This is a genomic window from Curtobacterium sp. PhB25 (genome assembly GCF_004365375.1).
Classification (GTDB): Bacteria; Actinomycetota; Actinomycetes; order Actinomycetales; family Microbacteriaceae; genus Curtobacterium.
Genome location: NZ_SODR01000004.1, coordinates 235,263 through 255,836, shown reverse-complemented (window position 1 = coordinate 255,836; position 20,574 = coordinate 235,263). Strand labels below are relative to the sequence as shown.

Genomic DNA, 20,574 nt, shown 5'->3' with positions numbered 1-20,574 from the left:
TGGTCGTGGTCGGCCGGGTCGCCGTCGGAGGGAGCGTAGGCACGTCCCGGGGTTCGCGGTGCCGTCGGTCGTCACGGAGCGTCACGGAACCGGGCGGTCGCGGAGTAGCCTCCGGCCACCGAGCAGGGGAGTCGCCATGTAGTTCCTCGTCAACGTCATCGACGACGGGCAGGCCGTCGCTGCCGGTCGGACGGAGTCCGCCACCCAGGCCGAGGCCACTGCGGTCGATGCCCTGAACGAACGCCTGGGTGACGCCGTCGTGTTCGCCGCCGGGGTGTCCGCCCCCGCCGACGGCACCGTCGTCGACGCCCGCGGTGGCGGTTCGGACACCACGCCCGGACTGGTGGCCGACAGCGCCGAGTTCGTCGCGGGCTTCTGGGTCATGGAGCTGCCGGATGCCGAGACGGCGCTCCGTGTGGCGCACGAGGCGTCGCAGGCGTGCAACCGGAAGATCGAGCTGCGTCCGCTGCTGTGACGCGGGTACCGCTCCCCGGCCCGCTCCGCTTCCCGACCACGGCGGGCACGGCGCTCGCCGCCGTGACGAGCGCCCCGACCACGAACGTCGCCGCGTAGCCCGCCGTGCCGACGAGTGCGCCCGATGCCGCCGATCCCACGGCCTGGCCGAGCACGAGCGCGACGAAGAGCATCGACGTCCCGGCCGACGACCGCGCAGCGTCGAGTTCGGTCGTCCAGGCGATCAACGCGCCGGTGGCCGCTGTGTAGCCCCAACCGAACACCGCACACGCCAGCATCGCGACCGCCGTGGACTGCGGCGCGGTACCGAGTGCGACGACGGCCACCGCCACGGCGCCCGCGGTCACCGCCCAGAGCGTCCGCGCGCGGAGTCCGCTCGTCCACCGAGCCGTCACGGCGACCGCAGCACCGCCGACCCCGAGCGCGATCCACGCCGACACCGACACCGCGACGGGCGCGCCCGCGTCGACCAGCGCGGAGCGGCCGTAGGTCCACACGACCGCCGATCCGGCACCGAAGAGCAGCGCGAGCGCGATGACCCGTCGGTGCACCGCGAACCACGCCGTCCCCGGTGCGGTTGGTCGGTCACCGCCGGACCCGCTCCCACGGGACACCACCAGCAGCACGACGCCGACGACGAGTGCGAAGACCCCGGACCACGCCCAAGCCGTCCGCCAGTCCGGCAGGAGCACGAGTGCGAGCGCCCCGGCGGCGATCAGCCCCGGGCCGGTCCCCGAGTTGACGACCGCCTGCGCCGTCCCCTGCACGGACCCCGGCACCGCGCGCGACACGAGCTGCACGAGGGCTGGTGACGCGAGCCCGGCCCCGGTCGAGGCGACCACCGCAGCGATCCCGAAGGACCACGGCCCCGGCGCCGCTGCCATCGCGAGCGCACCGACCCCGGCGACCCCGGCGGCTGCGGCGACGAGCACCCGGGGGACGCGTGCGGCGACCAGGAACCCGACCACCGCGCCGACGCAGTACATCGCCGAGGCCCCCGAGGAGACCCATCCGGCGGCGTCCGGGCGCAGGCCGAGGTCGCGTTGGACGTCGGGCAGGAAGAGGCCGAACGCCAGGCGCACCAGCCCGTACGTCGCGGCGATGAGCGCCAGCCCGCTACCGAGGAACACCCACCGTCGTAACAAAAACGATCGTTTCACTTTTGAGAGCCTAGGGTGCTTGCATGGCGATGCGTCCAGGAACCGAGCAGCGGCTGCTCGACGCGGCCGAGGAGCTCTTCTTCACGCGCGGCATCGCCGCCACCCCGATCGACGCCGTGCTCGACCGTGCCGGGATCTCGAGCGCCACGCTCTACCGCGGGTACGCGAGCAAGGAAGCCCTGGTCGCCGCGGCACTGGATCGGCGGCACGACGACTGGCTCGCCACGTGGGACCGCGCGGTCAAGGCCGCTCCGGACGACCGTGGCCGCCTGCTCGCGGTGTTCGACGCGCTCGACGACTACCGGTCGACCGCCGCTGGTTCACGCTGGTGCGCGTTCCTCGGGACCGCTGCCGAGTACGCGGACGCCCCAGCCGAGGTGCACGAGGTGCTCGACCGCGAGACCGGGGCGCTCCGGACCCGGCTGACCGAACGTGCCGCGCCCGTCGTCGGCGAGCGCGCCGGGGCCCTGGCTGACCAGCTGTTGCTCGTCGTCTCCGGGTACCTGGCGATGCGCCTGCGCGATCCGTCGGTCGGCACGGCGACGGCGCGCGCGGTCGCTGCGGCGCTCGTCGCAGCAGCCTGACCGCTCGTCAGCGCCCCGGGGTTCTCCGACGCTGCGCTGGGTATCTTGCCCGGTGTGCAGCGACTCTCCCCGATCCTCGTGATGAAGCGCGTGACCTCTGACGGAACGGTGCCCCTCGGATGACCCGTTCGCGTGCGTCGACGATCACCCGTCGGTCGCTGCTGATCGGGGGAGTCGGCATCGTCGCCGCGGGGGCAGCCGCCGAGGCGGTGAACCTCGACCTGCTGCCGGGTCGGTCGACGATGTACCGCGTGCTCGGGCTCAACGGTGCCGACGGCACGATCCCCAACGTCGACCCGGTCCCCTCGGTCTCCGGCACCTTCGTGTCGACCGCGCGGAAGGGACGGACCGTCGGGTGGACCATCGCCGCTCCGGAGTCGGACACCCCGCTGCCGGTGGCCGTCGCGTTGCACGGCTACGGCGACGACCACTCGGCGTTCTTCGGGCGGGCGCTCGGCTGGGACCGGTTCCTCGCGGCGCACATCACGGGTGGCGGCGCTCCGTTCGCGATCGCCTCGATCGACGGCGGCAACCGCTACTGGCACCACCGTTCCGACGGGGATGACCCCGCAGCGATGGTCGTCGACGAGTTCCTGCCCCGGATCGCGCGGCGCGGATTCGACACCGACCGGCTCGCGCTGACCGGGTACTCGATGGGCGGGTTCGGCGCCCTCCGGCTCGGCGGGGTGCTCGGTGCGTCCCGCGTCCGCGCCGTGTCGGCGATCAGTCCGGCGCTCTGGACGTCAGCAGCGGACACCGCCCGCGGAGCCTTCGACGACGCGGCCGACTTCCGTGCGAACACGGTCCTCGGTCGGCAGCGCGCGCTCGACGGGGTCGCCGTCCGTGTCGACTGCGGCAACGGTGACGGGTTCGCTCCGGCGGCGCACGCCTACGTCGACGGTTTCGCGACGCCGCCCGCCGGGGGCTTCGAGCCCGGCGCCCACACGCACGGCTACTGGCGCCGCCTGGCACCGCAGCAACTCGCCTTCCTCGGCCGTCACCTCGGTCGCTGACCCAGCCCGCGCCCTGGGCGGTCGCCGAGGCGGACGGGAGGCCCGTGGCGTCCCCGCACCGCGCCTCCAGGCCGCCGATCGGTCGCGCCCACGGCCCGTGCCGCGTGGCGAGCAGCGCTCAGGCTCGCCCGCGGTTGCGGCGCCGGATCTCCTTCGGCGCCCGACCGGCCATGAAGGACCTCGCAGGATCGACGAGGAAGCCCTGCCGCAGGGCCTCGCGCCCGACGAGCATCCGGAACCCCATCTGGTCGCGGTTGCTCAGGGTGACCTCGGACACGACGGCGCGCCCGGCCAGGGTGATCGTGGTGAGCACGACGATGCGCTCCTGGGTGTGCCCGGTCGAGCTGCGGATGATGCGCCGGTCGTGCACGTCGCACTCGATCGTGACGGCGTCGGCATCGGTGTCCTGCCACGGGTGCACCGAGAACCGGACCCGGTCGCCCGGGAGTTCTTCGAGGTCGAACGCGTGCAGCGCCGAGCTGCGCGCACCGGTGTCGAGCTTGACCTTGATCCACGGCAGCCCGAGGTCCGGCAGGCCGGCCCACTCGCGCCAGCCGGCGACGACGAGCCCGCCGTCGGGGGACTTCGGAGCACGGGCCATGTGCCCATCCTGTCCCATGCGCGACTGTGCCGGTCAGGCGGGCGGGTTCGGCACCATCCGGACGGCGCTCTTCCGCGGCGGCCCGGGCAGCACCGAAACGCCGGCTGCCTCGGCCGCACGTGCTCCGTCGATGACCGCGGTCGCGCCGCCGAGCGACGGTGCCGGCCCCGCGGTCCCGAACAGTGCCCACGCCTCGCCCCCCGGGTCGAACCGCGAGTCGTAGCGGAGTGCATCGACCCGGTCCTTGAACAGCTCGGCCCATGCCTGCGTCACGGCGTAGTCGCCCATGGTCGTGAGTTCGCTCGTGACCCCGAAGCGTGCAGCGCCCGCGCCGCTGACGTGGGCGGAGCTCGCATCGGACGGCGGGGTGATCGTCGAGACGCGGAGGACGGCAGCGTCGGCAGCGCTCACTTCGTTGCGGCGGATCTTCGGGCCGAAGAACTCTCGGACAGCGGTCGAGGCCGCGGCTGCGAAGCAGCACGTGCCGTTCGGTTCCCGGAGGTTGAAGCGGCCGTGGGGGTGGCTGGCGAAGTACCAGGGCGCGAACTCGGCGAGGTGCGCGCGGAACACCTCGGCGGGGAGTCTGCCCCCGTCGGGGAAGCCGGTCAGGTCGAGACCGGCCGGTGGCGCGGTCTGGACGACGTCGGTGCGTGCGACGGTGGTCATCCGAGTCGGAACGCTCCGGCGAGTGCGGCGAGACGGACTGCTTCGTCCGCGCGGTCCGTCCGGAGCGCCCGGGCCGGCGTGAGTCCGTCGAGTTCGTCCGCCGGCGCGTTCAGCCACACGGCATCGCCCCAGGGGTCGACCCGGTCGGGGTCCAGGCCGGCCAGGACATCGCGCAACCGTGGGAGCAGGATGCCCCGTGCATCGAACTGGAACGACGGGTAGAGCCGGAAGCCGTCGGCCGACAGCACGCAGAGCACGTCGCCGACCTTGGCCTGCGCGTCGAGGGTCTGCCGGCTCATCTGGAACCACTTCCGCAGGCCGGCAGTGTCGTAGAACGGTCCGACGCGGTCGTCGAGCACATCGGCGCCGGGGATGCTGGCGAGCATCCGCTCCGCGACGGCGTCCATCGATCCGTTCACCCGCTCGACCTCGGCGAGGTCGATCAGGTCGACGTGCCGCAGGAGTGCGGCCACGAGGCGATCCCTGAGGTCGTCGGCCGGACCGGTGGAGGTCGTGGTCGGTGGCGCGACCGCCTCGGTCGAGGACGGTCTGCGCGATCGGACACGCCACTCGGACGACGCGGGTCGCCGCGACGTCGACCGTCCGGACCCTGCGAGTCGAGGGGTCCGGTTGCTCCGGGTCGCCCGGAGACCGTGCTGGTTCTTCGTCATTGCGCACCGTCCGATCAGTCAATCCAGCGTACCGCACACGCGTCAAAAGGGTACAACGCGCTCGCTCTGCAAGGCGGTCGGCGGCATCGCGGCGCGGGCGTGCTTGGATGGACCGTCGCCGTCGATCCCACCCCGCGGAGAACCCCTCGATGAAACTCGCCATCCTGTCCCGCGCCCCGCAGGCGTACTCGACCCAGCGCCTCCGTGCTGCGGCGCTCGACCGCGGCCACGACGTCAAGGTGCTGAACACGCTGCGCTTCGCGATCGACCTGTCCGGCGAGGACCCGGACCTGCTGTACCGCGGCAAGCTCCTGTCCGACTACGACGCGGTGCTGCCCCGGATCGGCAACTCGATCACCTACTACGGCACCGCGGTGGTGCGGCAGTTCGAGCAGATGGACGTGTACACGCCGAACACCGCGACGGGCATCACGAACTCCCGCGACAAGCTCCGGGCGAACCAGATCCTGTCCCGACACCACATCGGCATGCCGGCGACGACGTTCGTGAACAGCCGGGCCGACGTCCGCGGCGCGATCGAACGGGTCGGCGGGGCTCCGGTCGTGATCAAGCTGCTCGAGGGCACGCAGGGGATCGGCGTGATCCTGGCGCCGGAGGAGAAGGTCGCCGAGTCGATCGTCGAGACCCTGCACTCGACGAAGCAGAACGTCCTGATCCAGTCGTTCATCTCGGAGAGCCGCGGTCGTGACATCCGCGCGCTCGTCGTCGGCGACCGGGTGGTGGCCGCGATGCGCAGGACGGCGTCGGGGGACGAGTTCCGCTCCAACGTGCACCGTGGCGGCACCGTCGAGAAGGTCACGCTGTCGCCGGAGTACGAGGCGGTCGCGGTCCGGTCGGCGCAGATCATGGGGCTCAAGGTCGCCGGTGTCGACATGCTCGAGGGCAACGACGGTCCGCTCGTGATGGAGGTCAACTCGTCACCGGGGCTCGAGGGCATCGAGCGTGCGACGGGCCTGGACGTCGCCGGCGCGATCATCGACTTCATCGGCAACCAGGTGGCCTTCCCCGAGATCGACGTGCGCCAGCGGCTCAGTGTCTCGACGGGCTACGGCGTCGCCGAGCTGCTCGTGCACACCAACGCCGACCTGGTCGGGAAGACGATCAAGGAGTCCGGACTGTGGGACCGGGACATCACCGTGCTGACCCTGCACCGGGGCGCGACCGTCATCCCGAACCCGCGCAGTGGCGTCGAGCTGCAGGCCAGTGACCGGCTGCTCTGCTTCGGCAAGCTCGAGGAGATGCGCTCGATGGTGCCGGACCGTCGACGCCGTCGCAGCAAGATCCGGAAGCTCCCGAAGGACGCCTGACACCGCGCGTCCAGCCGAGCCGGACTGCACACACAGGTGAAATGAGGAAGTATGTGTCGGTGACGATCATGACGGAACGGCCGGTCGACCGGGCAGCGAGCAGTGACCGGGCGCCGAGCAGTGAACCCGAGCAGCCCGGCAACGCCACGGCGAAGCACCACAACGTCTCGCTGCTGTCCGTGGCGACGACGACCGCCGAACGCGTGACGACCTCTGCGGACATCGAAGCGCGGCTGCGCGGCGTGCTCCGCCGCCTCCGTCTGCCGATGGGACTGCTCGAGCGGGTCGCCGGTGTGATCGAGCGCCGCAACTGGGGCGAGGGCCAGACCTTCCAGGACGCCGCCATCGACGCGGGCCGTCGTGCCATGGCCGAGGCGGGGGTGCGCCCGGACGAGATCGGGCTGCTGATCAACACCTCGGTGACCCGGCCGCACCTCGAGCCGTCGGTCGCCGTGCGCCTGCACCACGGGCTCGGTCTGCCGTCGTCCGCGATCAACTTCGACATCGCGAACGCCTGCCTGGGGTTCGTCAACGCCATGAGCGTCGCCGCGGGCATGATCGACTCCGGTCAGATCAAGTACGCGCTCGTCGTCGACGGCGAGGACGCCGACCAGGTGCAGCTCAACACCATCGACCGCCTGAACCAGGGCGGTCGGAACCGCAAGGACTTCATGAGCGAGTTCGCGAGCCTGACCCTCGGGTCCGGTGCCGCGGCCGCCGTGCTCGGCCCGGCGGACCTGCACCCCGAAGGACACCGGATCGTCGGCGGCGTCACCCGCGCGGCGACCCAGTGGTACGACCTGTGCGTCGGCAGCGTGGACGGCATGTTCACGGACGCCAAGATGCTGCTCAAGGGCGGCATGGAGCTCGTCGTCGCGGCCTGGACCGAGGCCCGTGCCCACTTCGACTGGGCCGACATGGACCGCTACGTCCTGCACCAGGTCTCCGACGTGCACACCAACGCGTTCGTCGAGGCAATCGGCATCCCGCGCGACAAGGTCCCCACCACCTACCAGCGCTTCGGCAACGTCGGCCCGGCGTCGATCCCGATCACCCTGGCCGACGAGGTCGAGTCCGGCGGCATCCGTCGCGGTGACCGCGTCTTCCTGGGTGGCGTCGGTTCCGGCATCAACACGGCGATGATGGAACTCCACTGGTGAGGTCCCGGCTGCCCCGCGTCGCCGCGAGCACGGCTCCGGCGAAGCAGCCGCCCTCCCTGCCCGGACTCGACCCGGCCTGGTCGCGCCTGGTCACGGTGCCGGAATGGTCCGAGAGCCGGTCGGGAGGCACAGATCGCGCCGCGCGCACCTGGCACCTCCTCGACACGGCCGGATCCCTGGCCGCGCTCGGCGTGGAACCGGTCGGCACCATCCTGTGCGTGCACGGCAACCCCACGTGGTCGTACCTGTGGCGGTCGGTGCTCCGCACCTCGCTCGAGGTCGCCCAGGCCGGTGGCCCGGCCTGGCGCGTGGTCGCCGTCGACCAGCTCGACATGGGCTTCTCGGAGCGCACCGGGGTGGAACGGGGGCTGCCGCAGCGCGTCGCGGACCTCGGCGCCCTGACCGACGAACTCGGGCTGACCGGCCCGGTCGTCACCCTCGGCCACGACTGGGGTGGCGTGGTGTCGCTCGGCTGGGCGGTCGACCACCCCGAGGTCCTGGCAGCCGTGATGACGTGCAACACCGCCGTGCACCAGCCCGACGACGCCCCGATCCCCGCGCCGCTGCGGCTCGCCCTGGGCCCGGGGCTGCTCGGCCGTGCGACCGTCGTGACGCCGGCGTTCCTCGAGACGACGCTCGGCATCGCGCACCCGAAGCTCGACCGCGCCGTGGCCGACGGCTACCGTGCCCCCTACCGCGGTGCCGCACGTCGTGGCGGGATCGGTGGGTTCGTGGCGGACATCCCCGTCGACGACCGGCACCGGAGTGCGCCCGAGCTCGACCGGATCGCCGCCGGGGTCGCGGCGCTCGAGGTCCCGGCGCTGCTGCTCTGGGGTCCCCGCGATCCGGTGTTCCTGGAGCGCTACCTCGACGACCTGTCCAAGCGGCTGCCGCAGGCCGACGTCCACCGCTTCGAGGGTGCCGGCCACCTGCTGCCCGACGACGCCGACGTGGCGGGCGCGGTGTTCGACTGGATCGGGGACCGTCTGCCGGACGGACACGTGCCTGCTCCAGCCGAGAAGGGCCTCCCGGTCGACGCCGACCAGTCGACCGACGTGAGCCGCCCGCTCGGCGCCGCGCTCGAGGACCTGCGCGACAGCGACGAACCCGCCCTCGTCGAGATGGCCGCGGCCGGCGGTCCCCGCACGATCACGTGGCGCCTGCTCGCCCGTCGGGTGGACGAGATCGCCGCCGGGCTGGACGACCTCGGTGTCCGGAGCGGTGACCGTGTCTCGCTGCTCGTCACCCCGGGAGCCGACCTGACGGCCGTCCTGTACGCCTGCGTGCGGATCGGCGCGGTCGTCGTGGTGGCCGATGCCGGACTGGGGCTGCGCGGCCTGACCCGTGCGGTCCGCGGAGCCCGGCCCGACTGGATCATCGGCGCGCTGCCCGGACTCGGAGCCGCTCGTGCACTCGGCTGGCCGGGTCGGCGCATCGCGACCGTCCCGCTGCCCGCACCCGCACGGCGTGCGCTGCGCGTCGAGCACACGCTCGTCGACGTCGCCCGGCGGGGTGCCCGTCGGCTCGCGCACGGTTCCGTGCTGCCCACGGTGCCGGCGTCCGATGCTCCGGCCGCGATCCTGTTCACGTCCGGTTCGACCGGCCCGGCGAAGGGCGTCGTCTACACGCACGGACAGCTCGGTGCCGTCCGCGACGTCCTGGCGGCCCAGTACGACATCGGTGTCGGCACCGGCCTCGTCGCGGGCTTCGCACCCTTCGCGCTGCTCGGCCCGGCCCTCGGGGCCCGGTCGGTGGCGCCGGACATGGACGTCACCGCGCCCCGGACCCTGACGGCGCGCGCCGTCGCGGCCTCGGTGGCCGCTGCCGACGCGACCGTCGTGTTCCTGTCGCCGGCGGCGCTGGCGAACGTCGTGGCGACGGCATCGGTGCTGACCGACGCCGACCGTGCGGCACTCGCGCGCGTCCGGTTGTTCCTGTCGGCGGGCGCCCCGGTGTCGGCCGCGCTGCTGACCGCGGCGACCGAGCTGATGCCGAACGCGAGTGCGCACACCCCCTACGGCATGACCGAGGGGCTGCTCATGACCGACGTCGACCTGGACGGCGTCCGTTCGGCGGCGGCCTCGGACGACGAGGGCATCTGCGTCGGACTCCCGGCGGCGAGCGTGCGGGTGCGGATCGCGCCGCTCGACGCCGGGGGTGCTGCGACCGGTGCGCTGACCGACGCGGCGGGCGTCACCGGCGAGATCGTCGTCGTGGCACCGCACGTGCGCGACCACTACGACCGGCTCTGGCGGACGAACCGCGTCGCGCGGCTCGGCGTCGAGGACCCGCGTGGACACCGCACCGGTGACGTCGGACACCTGGACGCGTCCGGGCGCCTCTGGGTCGAGGGGCGGATGCAGCACGTGCTCACCACCCCCGACGGTGTCGTCACCCCGGTCGGACCGGAGCAGCGCGTCGAGGGCGTACCCGGAGTCGGCCGTGCCGGCGTCGCGGGGATCGGCCCGCGCGGGACGCAGCAGGTCGTGGCCGTCGTCGAGACCACCGGTGGGCGACGTGCCCGACGGCCTGCCCTGGCTCCGCCGGCGTTGGCCGCTTCGGTCCGTGCCGCGGCCGGGGTCCCGCTCGCAGCGGTGCTGACCGTGCCCGTGCTGCCGACCGACATCCGGCACAACTCGAAGGTCGACCGCGCCCGGCTGTCCCGCTGGGCGACCTCGGTGCTGTCGGGTGGACGGATGGTCCGCCCGTGACGGTCCTGGTCACCGGCGCCAGCGGGTTCCTCGGTCGGGCGACCGCCGCTGCCGTTCGGGACGCCGGAAACGAGGTCCGCACGTTCCAGCGACGGCCGTCAGGGGTCGCGGGCGTGCAGGACGTCGCCGGGTCGATGACCGATGCCGCCGCGGTGGCACGCGCGGTCGACGGGGTCGACGCCGTCGTGCACCTCGCCGCGAAGGTCTCCCTGGCCGGTGACCCGGCCGACTTCGTCCGCGTGAACGTCGACGGCACCCGAGCACTCGTCGACGCCGCACGCCGTGCCGGCGCCCGGCGGTTCGTGTTCGTCTCGTCGCCGTCGGTCGCGCACACCGGATCGTCGCTCGTCGGCGCCGCAGCGGGCGTCGCCGAACCGCAGCACGCTCGTGGCGACTACGCCCGCACGAAGGCCGCGGCCGAACTCCTCGCGCTGGACGCCGACGCTCCGGGGTTCGCCGTCGTCGCCGTCCGCCCGCACCTGGTGTGGGGGCCGGGGGACACGCAGCTGATCGGCCGGATCGTCGAGCGGGCACGGGCCGGGCGACTCCCACTGCTCGACTCCGGTGCCGCTCTGATCGACACCCTGTACGTCGACAACGCCGCGTCGGCCATGGTCGCGGCGCTCGAGCATGCGGCGGACGACGACGTGCACGGCAACGCCTACGTCGTCACGAACGGCGAACCCCGGCCCGTCGCGGACCTGCTCGCCGGGATATGCGCGGCCTCGGGGGTCGCGGCACCGCGGTGGCACATGCCGGCTGTCGTGGCCCGGGCCGCGGGGTCGCTCGTCGAGGCCGTGTGGCGGGTGCGTCCGGGGCAGGACGAGCCGCCGATGACGCGGTTCCTCGCCGAGCAGCTGTCGACGGCGCACTGGTTCGACCAGCGCCGCACCCGAGCCGACCTGCAGTGGTCCCCGTCGGTGTCGATCGACGAGGGCCTCGCGCGCTTGGCGGCGGCTCAGACCTCGTCGGCCGCGACGTAGACCCAGGCCGACAGACCCGAGGTGAGCTCGACCCGGATGCGCTGGTAGTCCGCGACCTCGTAGTCGTCGACGGCGCGGAGCTGCCACTCGTAGCCGAGGGTCAGAGCGACACCTTCGACGACGTCGTCCGGTGCACCCCGGCGGAGGATCGGGTGCAGGTCGGAACCGCTCGTCCGGACCACCTCGGGGTCGGTGATCGCCACCCAGTCGAGCCGCCACCCGGGCAGCGTGTCCGGGGTGGTCGGGACGTGGCCGCCGAACAGCGACTCCTGCACGAGCGGCTGCCGCAGCGTGCCGTACGAGAACACCCGGTGCGTGGTGCCGGGCCACGGGGCGGGGCGCCGGATCGGCTTCGGGCGGATCGTCGGGGTCGACGTCCACACGAGTGCTCCGGCGACGCCGGTCAGTCCGAGGTGGAGCAGCCCGACGACGCCGAGCACGCTTCCCCAGACGATGCCGGAGGTGTCACCGGGGCAGGCTTCCCAGAACTCGTCCTCGGACGAGCCGCACATCGCATGTCCGTTCGCGACGCCGACGGCGATCGCGATGATGCCGACGACGAGACAGACAAGCGCGAACGCGCCGAGACCGATGACCCAGCGCTGGCCGGGGGAGAGACGCTTCACGTCGCGAGGGTAGCGGACGCGGGGCCCGGATCACGCGCGCCGATCGGCGCAGGTGATCCGGGCCTCCAGGTCGTCAGCTGTGCCGCTTGGCGGCCTTGGCGATCTTCTTGCGGGCCTTGCGGGCGTGCGGGTCGTTCCAGGCCTTGCGGACGGTCTCGCCCTTGGAAGTCTTGATGACCGGGCGGTTCGCGCGGGAGCCGAACCAGAAGGCGATGAGGACGATCAGGCCGATGACGATGATGCGGTTGCGCATGGTGGGACTCCTTGGTCGGTGGTGCAGGTGCCGGCGGATCAGCCGGTGAAGCGTTGCCAGAGCTCGGTGACGATCGGCCACACGTCGCCGGCGCGGTCGGCGGACCCGACGGCCACCAGCACCACGGGGACGATCGTGACGGCGATGCTCACCAGGACGGCGAGCACGACCGAGATCGTCGCCGTCGTGGTGTGCCGACGAGTGAGGGCCATGGCGAGGAGCGCCAGCACGACGATCAGCCCGAGGACCGCGACGACCGTGACCCGCACGAACGGGAACGGCACGAGGCCAGCGGTGGTGGCGGTGACACCGCCGAGGAACCCGACCAGGGGCAGGAACGCCCCGAGCAGGACCCCGGCGACCAGGACCACGCCGATGCCACCGGCGATCCACACACCGCGCGGCCGGGGCCGACGGGTGCGGGGCCGACGACCGCCGGACCAGGCGGTGGTCACGGTCGGTCCGTGGTCGGGTCGGTCGGCTGGTCGCAGTCGCGGGCGGCTGCCCGCGCTGCCTCGCTGGCGTCGGCTGCGGCGTCGGCGGCGTCCTCGGCGGAGTCGGCGGCACGCACCGCTGCGTCGGCAGCCGTCTCGGAGGCGACGACGGGGGTGGCAGCGTCCTCGTCGACGACGGCCGCACGTGCGCTGCTGGCCGCGTCGCGCGCGGTGTCAGCGGCGTCTCGGGCACCCTCGGAAGCACGGTCGAGCGCGTCGGACGCGGCTTCGTGCACGCGGCCGGCGGTGGCGGTCGTCGCGTCCACGGCCTGTTCGGCGGCGTCCGCGGTGACGTCGGCCGCACGCTTCGTGGCATCCGCGGCCTGGTCAGCGGCCTGCTTGGTGACCTCAGCGGTGGCCGAGGCAGCACGCTTGGCGGTGTCGACCGTCGCGTCGGCGGCACGCTTGGTGGCGTCTGCGGTGACCTCGGCCGCCTGCTTCGTGACGTCGGCGGTGGCGTCGGCGGCACGCTTGGTCGCCTCGGCCGTCGCGTCGGCCGCCTGCTTCGTGGCGTCGACGGTCGCCGTCGCCACGCGCTTCGTGGTCTCGCTCGTCGCCTTGGCGGCATCCTGCACGGCATCGCCGACGGCGGTGGCCGCACGCTTGACGGGCGAGGGCTCGTCGTCGAACGGCCCGTGCACGTCGAGGACGCGGACGTCCACGGTCGTCGGCGCGGATGCGACCTGGCCGGCTGCTGCAGCGACCTGTCGTTTCACCTCGTCGGCGACCTCGCGGACGTTCTGCGGATAGGTCACGATGACGGAGACCTGCACCGCGAAGGTGCCGTCCTCGTCGTCGACCTGCACACCGGCGGTCCCGGCGGAGCGGCCGAGCCGCTTCCGCACTTCGTCGGCGGCTCGGGACACGGTCCCGCCGAGGTGGTGCACGCCGGGCACGCCGAGCGCCGTCTCCGCCGCGGTGCGCGCGATGAGCATCGCGGGGGTCGCGTCGTCGGGCAGCGGCTCCGTCAGTTCTGCGGGCAGGGCCACCTCGGTGACTTGCGTGTGCGCATGGGGGTCGTGCTGCATGGTTCCTCCTCGTTCGGGTCCGCGGAACGCATCGGGGCACTCGACGTCGCGAGTGCCCCGACACGCATCGAGCGGCCTAGTTCTTGAAGACGTCCTTGACGTCCTCGCCGGTCTTCTTGACGCTCGCGGAGGCCTGGTCCTTCTGGCCCTCGGCGACCTTGGAGTCGTCGTTCTGGGCCTTGCCCACGGCCTCCTTCGCCTTGCCGGCGATGTCCTGAGCAGCGTTCTTGATCTTGTCGTCGAGTCCCATGTCGGGGTCCTTTCGTCGGTCGGGCGTTCGCCCGGTGGTGGGTGTTGCGTTGGTCTTCGGTGGGCCGGGAGGCCCGGGGTCGCGTCCGGCTGACGGGCGTCAGTGGACGCGGGTCGACTTCGCGAGCGCCGAACGGGTCCCACCGGTGAGGTGGACCAGGACGGGCACCTGGCGGCCGAGCGTGCGGTCGAGGACCGCGACGGCGCGGTCGACGGCGTCGAGCACCGAGACGGCGTCCCCGCCGCGGCGGACCGCGACGCGGATGCGAGCGGCACGCTGCTTGCGCACCAGGTAGGTGTCGACGCGGGAGCCGACGACGTCGCGGACCCCGGCGAGCTCGTGCTCGACGACGTCGCGGACGAGTGCGACGTTCACCGTGACGGCGTCCTCACCGGAGCGCTCGCGGACGGCGACGGACGTGCCGCCCCCGCCGCGGGTGAACACCCAGACCAGGGCGAGCACGATGACGACGGCGCAGGCGACGGCGACGATCCAGAGCGAGGACGCGGGGACGTCCAGGTTGCTCGGCAGGTCGACGGTGGGCTTGATCGCGTCCTGCACAGCGGGCAGCACGCCCGCGCCGATCGTGAGACCGACGACGACGGCGACGAGGCCGAGGACGAAGAGGATGATCCGGTTCATGGTCCGGTTGCTCTTGGTCATGCGAGGGTCCCCTTCTCGTCGATGCGGACGCGGATGTTCTGGCCGAACCGCTCGTCGAGACCGCTGAGGCGGTCGCGGACGGCTGCCTGCACGGCCTGCTCGTCGACCGGGATGCCGGTGACGGGCACGATCCGGACGTCGGTGCGGCGACCGCGGGCGGTGGCCGAGGCGTTGCCCTCGGGGACCCCCGCGGCCGTCCCGGCGGCGTTGGCCGCGGTCGAGGCGACGATGCGGGTGTCGATGACGACGGCGCCACGGTCGTGCTGGACGACGGATCGGTGCTGCCGGCCCGGCTTCAGGGCCAGGACGATCAGCACGATGCCCAGGACGACGAGCACGACGGCGATGACCTCGGCGATCGTGACGAAGGCGGCGTCGGGCTGCAGTGCGGCGTCGACGGCGGTCTGTGGGTCGGCGAGGAGCGGAGGCCGCCCGATCGCCCGCAGGACCGACTCCGTGCCGATCCACGCGGCGACCAGTGCGAGGACCACCAGCGCCACCGCCACTGCGGTCGAGCGGGAGCGGTGCACGCTCCGACGACGGATGCGTCGTTCGACGGAACCGTTGCTCATGATGGTCTCCTACCGGGTTCGGGACTCGCGCTCGCGCACGATCCCGGTGAGTTCGATGTGGGCACTGCCGACGCGGCGGCCGGTGAGTTCGCTCACGCGGCGCTTGACCTCGTCGGCGACCTGGGCCGAACGGGCGACGAGGTCGTCGCCCGCGGCGATGGGGCCGGTGACGTCGAGGGCCATCGCTCCGGCCGCGTCTCCGAGACCGACCCTGACCCGCTTGGCGGGGGCGCCGAGCCGTTCGGCTGCGACGGCCCGCGCCAGCGAGGTCAGTGCACGAGCGGTGATCTCGACGCGGCCCGGGACGACGTCCGGGCCGGCGTTCACCGGGAGCTCCGGCGCCCGGTGAGCACGTCGGTCAGGGCGCCACGGTCGATCTTGCCGGTGGCGAGGGCGGCCACGAGGGCCCCGACCGCACCGAAGACGATGACCAGGACGAAGCCCCAGAACCCGAACTGCAGTGCGACGACTGCGAGGACGGCACCGATGAGGGCACCGATCAGTGTGTTGCTCATGCGACTCGCGCTTCCTTCTTCTCGTCGTTGTCGTTGTCGTCGTCGTCGCCCGGGATGAAGACGTCCTGGACGATCACGTTGACCTCGGCGACCTCCATGCCGACGATCTGCTCGAGGGCACGGGCGACGCTGCTGCGGACGCCGTCGGCGACCTGCTGGAGCGACACCGGGTACTCGGCGACGATGACGATGTCCGCGGCGACCTGCTTCTCGCCGACCTCGACCTTGACGCCCTGACCGAAGTCGCGCTGGCCGATCGCGTCGCGGAGCGCACCGATCGCACGGGCTGCGCCGCCACCGAGCGAGTGCACGCCGTTGACCTCGCGGGCGGCGATGCCAGCGACCTTCGACACGACGGTGTCGTCGATGACGGTCTTGCCGGTGACGCCGCTGTTCGAGCCGGCGTGCGAGGTGGTCCGGGCCGCGGCGGTGGTGGCCGGGGTGGTGGTGATGGAGTCAGCCATGGTTTGTTCCTTCCGATTGACCCGCCGGGCGTTCCCAGCGGTTGCTGTTCACGGATGGGACGGGCTGCACCAGAGATTCGTCACACATGACTTTCCGGATTCGGCAGAGATCCAGGAATCCGCGGGAACACGGGGATGTGGCTGTACCCCCTGGCCGTTCACTCAGGCGGTTTCGCGTGTTCCGTCCGCCGCGTTGCGTCCTGCAGCGGCGTGGATCGCCCGGGCGCACGCCATCGGGGACTCGCCTCGCTCGGCTCGGAAGAGCTGCTGCAGGCGTCGTGGCAGGACCCCGGCGGCGTCGGCGATGTCCTGCAGGGAGAGGTCCTCGTCGGCGTGCTGCTCGATGAACGCCACCGCGCGGCGGACGCGCCACGAGGACCGACCACTGTCGGGTCGTGCGGACAGCGACGTGCGGAGCGTGGCGGCGGGGTCCTCGCCGAACCGCTCGCGGTAGGCGGTGGCGAACCGGCCCGGGTTGGTGAACCCCCAGCGACGTGCGACCACGGCGACCCCGTCGGCGCCGGGGCCCCGGTCGTCGCCCGCGCGCAGGAGTTCGCTCCGGGCACGGTCGAGCCGGTGCTCGCGCAGGAAGCGGTGCGGCGTGGAGTCGAGGGTACGGGCGAACACGTCCTGCAGCCCCCGCTGACTGAGCCCGCACGCCGCGGCGATGTCCGACACCGCCGGACGTTCTGCCGCGTGCTGTTCGACGTAGCGGATCGCGTCGCGCAGGCGGTTCGCGACGGGGACGTCGTCGCCGCGGTTGCGGATCGGGAAGGTGTCGAGCACGACGATCGCCAGCCGACGGTTCAGCGCCGTCCGCATCGGACCGACCACGCGGTCGTCCACGAGCGCCGGGCCGAGCTCCCCGATGAGGTGGCGCAGCGGTTCGCGGCGGGCGATGACCTCGTCCTGCTGGTCGAAGAGCAGCGGGCCGTCCGGCAGCCGGTAGCCGAGGTCGCGCCCGACGGTCCGCAGGAACGAGTCCGCGATGTGCACGCCGTTGTAGACGGTGCCGTCGGACTCGAAGCGGTACTCCTCGGAGGCGCTCGCGATGTACGGGCTGCCGGGCTCGACCACGCGCGTGCGGTCGGGGAAGTGCATCTCGAGCCGGCCCCTGGTGAGCCAGAAGACGACGTGGTCCTCCCGCGCCCCGATCACCCCGCCGCGTCGACCGCCCTCGGCGCGCATGGTCCGCAGCGTCAGGTCGTCGTCGCCCACCACCGTGTACTCGTAGCGGGTGTCGTCGGTCGCGTAGGTGTCCGAGGCGAAGTCGGACCCGTGGTACTCCGCCTCGAAGATGTCGGAGTAGGCGGAGCCGTCGCCGTCGGCGAACCGCAGTCTGCGGAAGCCGTTCGTCGCCGGATCGGTCATGGTCGAAAGCATGACATCGACGGCAGGGCGACGTGAATACCCTCGTTCGTGTCCGCGCGTCCATCGGAGGGAATACCCTAGGGGGGTACCGTATTGAGGACCGTGGAGGCCAGCATGCACGAACACGTCGGGTACATCGGCGACAAGGACGACCTGCTCAAGCGGCTCCGTCGCGCCGAGGGCCAGGTGCGCGGCATCGCCCGCATGGTCGAGGACGAGACGTACTGCATCGACGTCCTCACCCAGATCTCGGCGGCGAACCGGGCGCTCGAACGCGTGGCGCTGTCGCTGCTCGAGGACCACCTCAAGCACTGCGTCGCCGAGGCGGTCGCCGAGGGTGGCGACGCCGCGGACGAGAAGGTCCGCGAAGCCAGCCAGGCCATCGCGCGGCTCGTGCGCTCGTGACCGCCGCCCGCACCCGAACCACAGGAGGAGACACCGTGACCACCGAACTGCTGCTCGTCGAGGGCATGACCTGCGAGCACTGCGTGCTGAGCGTGACCGAGGAACTCACCGAACTCGAGGGGGTGTCCGACGTCGCCGTCGCGCTCGTCCCCGGCGGTGCCTCGTCGGTGACGGTCACCTCGGACGCACCCGTCGACGCCGGTGCGCTCCGCGGTGCGGTCGCCGAGGCGGGGTACGAGGTCGTGCCGTCGTGACGGACGGCATCGTCGAGCTCGACATCACGGGCATGACCTGCGCCTCGTGCGCGAACCGCATCGAACGGAAGCTGGGCAAGCTCCCCGGGGTCACCGCAAACGTCAACTACGCCACCGAGAAGGCACAGGTGCAGGTCGCCGCGGACGGCCCCGCCGACCCCGCTGCCCTCATCGCCGCCGTCGAGTCCGCGGGCTACGGTGCGACCGTCCCCGCGCCGCCGGCCGACACGACGGCGCCGGACGACGACGCCGACGACCCGGCCGGTGCGCTGCGCCGACGACTCGTCGTGTCGACGGTCCTGGCCGTGCCGGTCGTCCTGCTCTCGATGGTGCCGGTCCTGCAGTTCCCGAACTGGCAGTGGCTCGCCCTGACGCTCGCCGCGCCCGTCGCGGTGTGGGGCGCGCTCCCGTTCCACCGTGCCGCGTGGGTGAACGCCCGACACGGTGCCGCGACCATGGACACCCTGGTCAGCGTGGGTGTGCTGGCGGCCTTCGGCTGGTCCCTCTACGCGCTCTTCTTCGGCGACGCCGGCACCACCGGCATGCACATGACGTTCTCGTGGATCGCGACCGACCCCGAGGCGACCGACCTGTACCTCGAGGTCGCCGCGGCCGTCACGGTGTTCATCCTGGCCGGCCGGTACATGGAGGCCCGCGCCAAGAAGCAGTCCGGCGCAGCACTCCGCGCCCTGCTCGAACTCGGCGCGAAGGAGGCCACGGTGCTGCGCGACGGCGTCGAGCAGCGTGTCGCCGCGTCGGCGCTCGTCGTCGGGGACGTCGTCGTCGTGCGGCCGGGAGAGCGGATCCCCAGCGACGGCCTCGTGCAGGACGGGTCCTCGGCCGTCGACCGCAGCATGGTCACCGGCGAATCCGTCCCCGTCGAGGTCGGACCGGGCGATCGGGTGACCGGCGCGACGATCAACGTCGGCGGCCGGCTCGTGGTCGCCGTCACCCGCGTCGGCGCCGACACCGAGCTCGCCCGGATGGGACGGCTCGTCGAGGACGCGCAGACCGGCAAGGCCGACGTCCAACGCCTGGCCGACCGGGTCTCCGGTGTCTTCGTGCCGATCGTCATCGCGCTCGCCGTGCTGGCGTTCGTCGGCTGGCTCGTGCTCGGCGGCTCGGTCACGGCGGCGTTCACCGCGGCCGTCGCCACGCTCATCATCGCCTGCCCGTGCGCCCTCGGACTCGCGACGCCGACCGCACTGCTCGTCGGCACCGGCCGCGGGTCCCAGCTCGGCATCCTGATCGGCGGCCCGCAGGTGCTCGAACGGACCCGTGGCGTCGACACCATCGTGCTCGACAAGACCGGCACCGTCACCACCGGCGAGATGACCCTGCGCGCCGTGACCTCGACGGACGCGACCCTCGACGCGGACGCCGTGCTCCGGCTCGCCGCCGCCGTCGAGCACGGATCGGAACACCCCGTGGCACGTGCGGTCGTGCGGGCCGCGACGGCCCGGCAACTCGACGTCCCGACCGCCGAGCAGTTCGACTCCACCCCCGGCGCCGGCGTGCAGGCCGTCGTGGACGGCGACGTCGTGCTCGTCGGCGGGACCCGCTGGCTCGCAGCGTCCTGGGCGGTCGTCGTGCCCGACGACGCCTCGGCCGCGGTCACCGCCGCCGAGGCCGACGGGGGCACCGCGGTCGTCGTCGCGCGGAACGGCTGCGTGCTGGGCGTCGTGGTCGTCGGCGACACCGTGAAGCCCGAGGCCGCCGACGCGGTCGCGCGCTTCGTGGCCCTCGGCCTGCACCCCGTCCTGCTCACCGGCGACAACGACGGCGCCGCACGGGCCGTCGCCGCACAGGTCGGCATCGACGAGGTGCACGCCCGCGCGACCCCGGCCGGCAAGCTCGACGCCGTCCGGGGCATGCAGGCCCAGGGACGGAGCGTCGCCATGGTCGGCGACGGGGTCAACGACGCCGCGGCGCTCGCCGCGGCCGACCTCGGCATCGCGATGGGGGCCGGCACCGACGCCGCGATCGCGGCCAGTGACATCACGGTCGTGAGCGGTCGGCTCACCGTCGTCGCCGACGCCGTCCGGCTGTCGCGCGCCACGCTCGGCATCATCAAGGGCAACCTGTTCTGGGCGTTCGCGTACAACGTGGCGGCGATCCCGCTCGCGATGGCGGGGCTGCTCAACCCGGTGCTCGCCGGCGCCGCGATGGCGCTCTCGTCGGTCTTCGTCGTGACGAACAGCCTGCGGCTGCGGCGTTTCGCACCCCGGCACTGAGGCCGACCACCCGCCGGACGTGACGCGCGCAGCGAACGCGCCCCGTGCCTCCCGTCCGGCGGTGCGCACCACGGTGCCGACGGCACTACGCTCG

25 protein-coding genes are annotated in these 20,574 nt (G+C 72.8%); 9 read left to right on the top strand and 16 right to left on the bottom strand.

Annotation, left to right across the window (positions count from 1 at the left end):
* Nucleotides 1–81 precede the first annotated feature (81 nt).
* Both EDF51_RS20310 and EDF51_RS10075 read right to left on the bottom strand, forming a co-directional pair.
* Nucleotides 82–384: a hypothetical protein gene (locus tag EDF51_RS20310; protein ID WP_243837113.1), complete on the bottom strand. Its 303-nt coding sequence runs from the start codon at nt 382–384 to the stop codon at nt 82–84.
* Nucleotides 381–1,604 carry an MFS transporter gene (locus EDF51_RS10075; RefSeq protein ID WP_165932390.1) on the bottom strand — a complete coding sequence of 408 codons (1,224 nt, stop codon included), beginning with the start codon at nt 1,602–1,604 and terminating at the stop codon, nt 381–383. Before EDF51_RS10075 ends, EDF51_RS20310 begins: the two co-directional genes overlap by 4 nt.
* Before the next feature lie 53 nt (nt 1,605–1,657).
* Between EDF51_RS10075 and EDF51_RS10070 the strand changes: the two genes are divergently transcribed.
* Both EDF51_RS10070 and EDF51_RS10065 read left to right on the top strand, forming a co-directional pair.
* A complete protein-coding gene (locus EDF51_RS10070) occupies nt 1,658–2,218 on the top strand; it encodes a TetR/AcrR family transcriptional regulator (protein WP_131880366.1) in 561 nt (186 codons plus the stop codon).
* Nucleotides 2,219–2,337: 119 nt separating this feature from the next.
* Nucleotides 2,338–3,231: a hypothetical protein gene (locus EDF51_RS10065; RefSeq protein ID WP_207913263.1), complete on the top strand. Its 894-nt coding sequence runs from the start codon at nt 2,338–2,340 to the stop codon at nt 3,229–3,231.
* A gap of 118 nt (nt 3,232–3,349) precedes the next feature.
* On the opposite strand, the gene EDF51_RS10060 is transcribed toward EDF51_RS10065, so the two are convergent.
* From EDF51_RS10060 to EDF51_RS10050, 3 genes are read right to left on the bottom strand one after another with little or no spacing between them, the layout of a single operon-like run.
* Nucleotides 3,350–3,832, bottom strand: coding sequence for a RimK/LysX family protein (locus EDF51_RS10060; RefSeq protein ID WP_123939327.1), 483 nt, complete (start codon nt 3,830–3,832; stop codon nt 3,350–3,352).
* 33 nt (nt 3,833–3,865) lie between these two features.
* Nucleotides 3,866–4,498, bottom strand: coding sequence for an RES family NAD+ phosphorylase (locus EDF51_RS10055; RefSeq protein ID WP_134194711.1), 633 nt, complete (start codon nt 4,496–4,498; stop codon nt 3,866–3,868).
* Nucleotides 4,495–4,971 (bottom strand): hypothetical protein, encoded by a 477-nt coding sequence (locus EDF51_RS10050; protein WP_133937731.1) that lies wholly within the window; start codon nt 4,969–4,971, stop codon nt 4,495–4,497. Before EDF51_RS10050 ends, EDF51_RS10055 begins: the two co-directional genes overlap by 4 nt.
* Nucleotides 4,972–5,318: 347 nt before the next feature.
* Between EDF51_RS10050 and rimK the strand changes: the two genes are divergently transcribed.
* The 4 genes from rimK to EDF51_RS10030 are packed head-to-tail and all read left to right on the top strand — an operon-like array spanning nt 5,319 to nt 11,351.
* Nucleotides 5,319–6,497, top strand: a complete 1,179-nt coding sequence (gene rimK, locus EDF51_RS10045) for a 30S ribosomal protein S6--L-glutamate ligase (protein WP_123291758.1) — start codon at nt 5,319–5,321, stop codon at nt 6,495–6,497.
* 53 nt (nt 6,498–6,550) lie between these two features.
* Nucleotides 6,551–7,657 (top strand): 3-oxoacyl-ACP synthase III, encoded by a 1,107-nt coding sequence (locus EDF51_RS10040; RefSeq protein WP_111084764.1) that lies wholly within the window; start codon nt 6,551–6,553, stop codon nt 7,655–7,657.
* Entirely contained in the window at nt 7,654–10,368 is a 2,715-nt protein-coding gene (locus EDF51_RS10035) for an alpha/beta fold hydrolase (RefSeq protein ID WP_243837112.1), read from the top strand. Before EDF51_RS10040 ends, EDF51_RS10035 begins: the two co-directional genes overlap by 4 nt.
* The gene (locus EDF51_RS10030) at nt 10,365–11,351 is read left to right on the top strand and encodes an NAD-dependent epimerase/dehydratase family protein (protein WP_134194709.1); all 987 of its coding nucleotides are present in this window, start codon (nt 10,365–10,367) and stop codon (nt 11,349–11,351) included. The genes EDF51_RS10035 and EDF51_RS10030 overlap by 4 nt, the downstream gene beginning before the upstream one ends.
* Here the strand turns inward: EDF51_RS10030 and EDF51_RS10025 are convergent.
* The 11 genes from EDF51_RS10025 to EDF51_RS09975 form a co-directional block, all read right to left on the bottom strand.
* Nucleotides 11,327–11,977, bottom strand: a complete 651-nt coding sequence (locus tag EDF51_RS10025) for a gamma-glutamylcyclotransferase family protein (RefSeq protein ID WP_243837111.1) — start codon at nt 11,975–11,977, stop codon at nt 11,327–11,329. The genes EDF51_RS10030 and EDF51_RS10025 overlap by 25 nt on opposite strands.
* A gap of 73 nt (nt 11,978–12,050) precedes the next feature.
* On the bottom strand, nt 12,051–12,230 hold the full coding sequence (locus EDF51_RS10020; protein ID WP_134194707.1) for a hypothetical protein: 180 nt from the start codon (nt 12,228–12,230) through the stop codon (nt 12,051–12,053).
* Nucleotides 12,231–12,268: 38 nt separating this feature from the next.
* Complete coding sequence (locus EDF51_RS10015) at nt 12,269–12,685, bottom strand: MFS transporter permease (RefSeq protein WP_123291760.1); 417 nt, start codon at nt 12,683–12,685, stop codon at nt 12,269–12,271.
* Entirely contained in the window at nt 12,682–13,752 is a 1,071-nt protein-coding gene (locus tag EDF51_RS10010; protein WP_134194705.1) for an Asp23/Gls24 family envelope stress response protein, read from the bottom strand. The genes EDF51_RS10015 and EDF51_RS10010 overlap by 4 nt, the downstream gene beginning before the upstream one ends.
* A 76-nt stretch (nt 13,753–13,828) precedes the next feature.
* Nucleotides 13,829–14,002, bottom strand: coding sequence for a CsbD family protein (locus EDF51_RS10005; protein ID WP_111084759.1), 174 nt, complete (start codon nt 14,000–14,002; stop codon nt 13,829–13,831).
* A 99-nt stretch (nt 14,003–14,101) separates the two neighbouring features.
* Nucleotides 14,102–14,665, bottom strand: a complete 564-nt coding sequence (locus EDF51_RS10000) for a hypothetical protein (RefSeq protein ID WP_134194703.1) — start codon at nt 14,663–14,665, stop codon at nt 14,102–14,104.
* On the bottom strand, nt 14,662–15,237 hold the full coding sequence (locus EDF51_RS09995) for a DUF6286 domain-containing protein (protein ID WP_111084757.1): 576 nt from the start codon (nt 15,235–15,237) through the stop codon (nt 14,662–14,664). The genes EDF51_RS10000 and EDF51_RS09995 overlap by 4 nt, the downstream gene beginning before the upstream one ends.
* A 9-nt stretch (nt 15,238–15,246) precedes the next feature.
* Nucleotides 15,247–15,564 (bottom strand): hypothetical protein, encoded by a 318-nt coding sequence (locus tag EDF51_RS09990; protein ID WP_123291765.1) that lies wholly within the window; start codon nt 15,562–15,564, stop codon nt 15,247–15,249.
* The gene (locus EDF51_RS09985; protein ID WP_134194701.1) at nt 15,561–15,752 is read right to left on the bottom strand and encodes a DUF2273 domain-containing protein; all 192 of its coding nucleotides are present in this window, start codon (nt 15,750–15,752) and stop codon (nt 15,561–15,563) included. Before EDF51_RS09985 ends, EDF51_RS09990 begins: the two co-directional genes overlap by 4 nt.
* Complete coding sequence (locus EDF51_RS09980) at nt 15,749–16,216, bottom strand: Asp23/Gls24 family envelope stress response protein (protein ID WP_134194699.1); 468 nt, start codon at nt 16,214–16,216, stop codon at nt 15,749–15,751. Before EDF51_RS09980 ends, EDF51_RS09985 begins: the two co-directional genes overlap by 4 nt.
* 162 nt (nt 16,217–16,378) lie before the next feature.
* The gene (locus EDF51_RS09975; protein WP_134194697.1) at nt 16,379–17,587 is read right to left on the bottom strand and encodes an AraC family transcriptional regulator; all 1,209 of its coding nucleotides are present in this window, start codon (nt 17,585–17,587) and stop codon (nt 16,379–16,381) included.
* Between the two features lie 114 nt (nt 17,588–17,701).
* Here EDF51_RS09975 and EDF51_RS09970 point away from each other — a divergent pair, with 114 nt between their 5' ends.
* The 3 genes from EDF51_RS09970 to EDF51_RS09960 all read left to right on the top strand — a co-directional run bounded on the left by EDF51_RS09970 (nt 17,702) and on the right by EDF51_RS09960 (nt 20,480).
* Complete coding sequence (locus tag EDF51_RS09970; protein ID WP_111084793.1) at nt 17,702–17,992, top strand: metal-sensitive transcriptional regulator; 291 nt, start codon at nt 17,702–17,704, stop codon at nt 17,990–17,992.
* Nucleotides 17,993–18,057: 65 nt separating this feature from the next.
* Nucleotides 18,058–18,246, top strand: coding sequence for a heavy-metal-associated domain-containing protein (locus tag EDF51_RS09965; protein WP_123338494.1), 189 nt, complete (start codon nt 18,058–18,060; stop codon nt 18,244–18,246).
* Nucleotides 18,243–20,480 carry a heavy metal translocating P-type ATPase gene (locus EDF51_RS09960; RefSeq protein WP_134194695.1) on the top strand — a complete coding sequence of 746 codons (2,238 nt, stop codon included), beginning with the start codon at nt 18,243–18,245 and terminating at the stop codon, nt 20,478–20,480. Before EDF51_RS09965 ends, EDF51_RS09960 begins: the two co-directional genes overlap by 4 nt.
* The last annotated feature ends 94 nt before the right edge of the window (nt 20,481–20,574 follow it).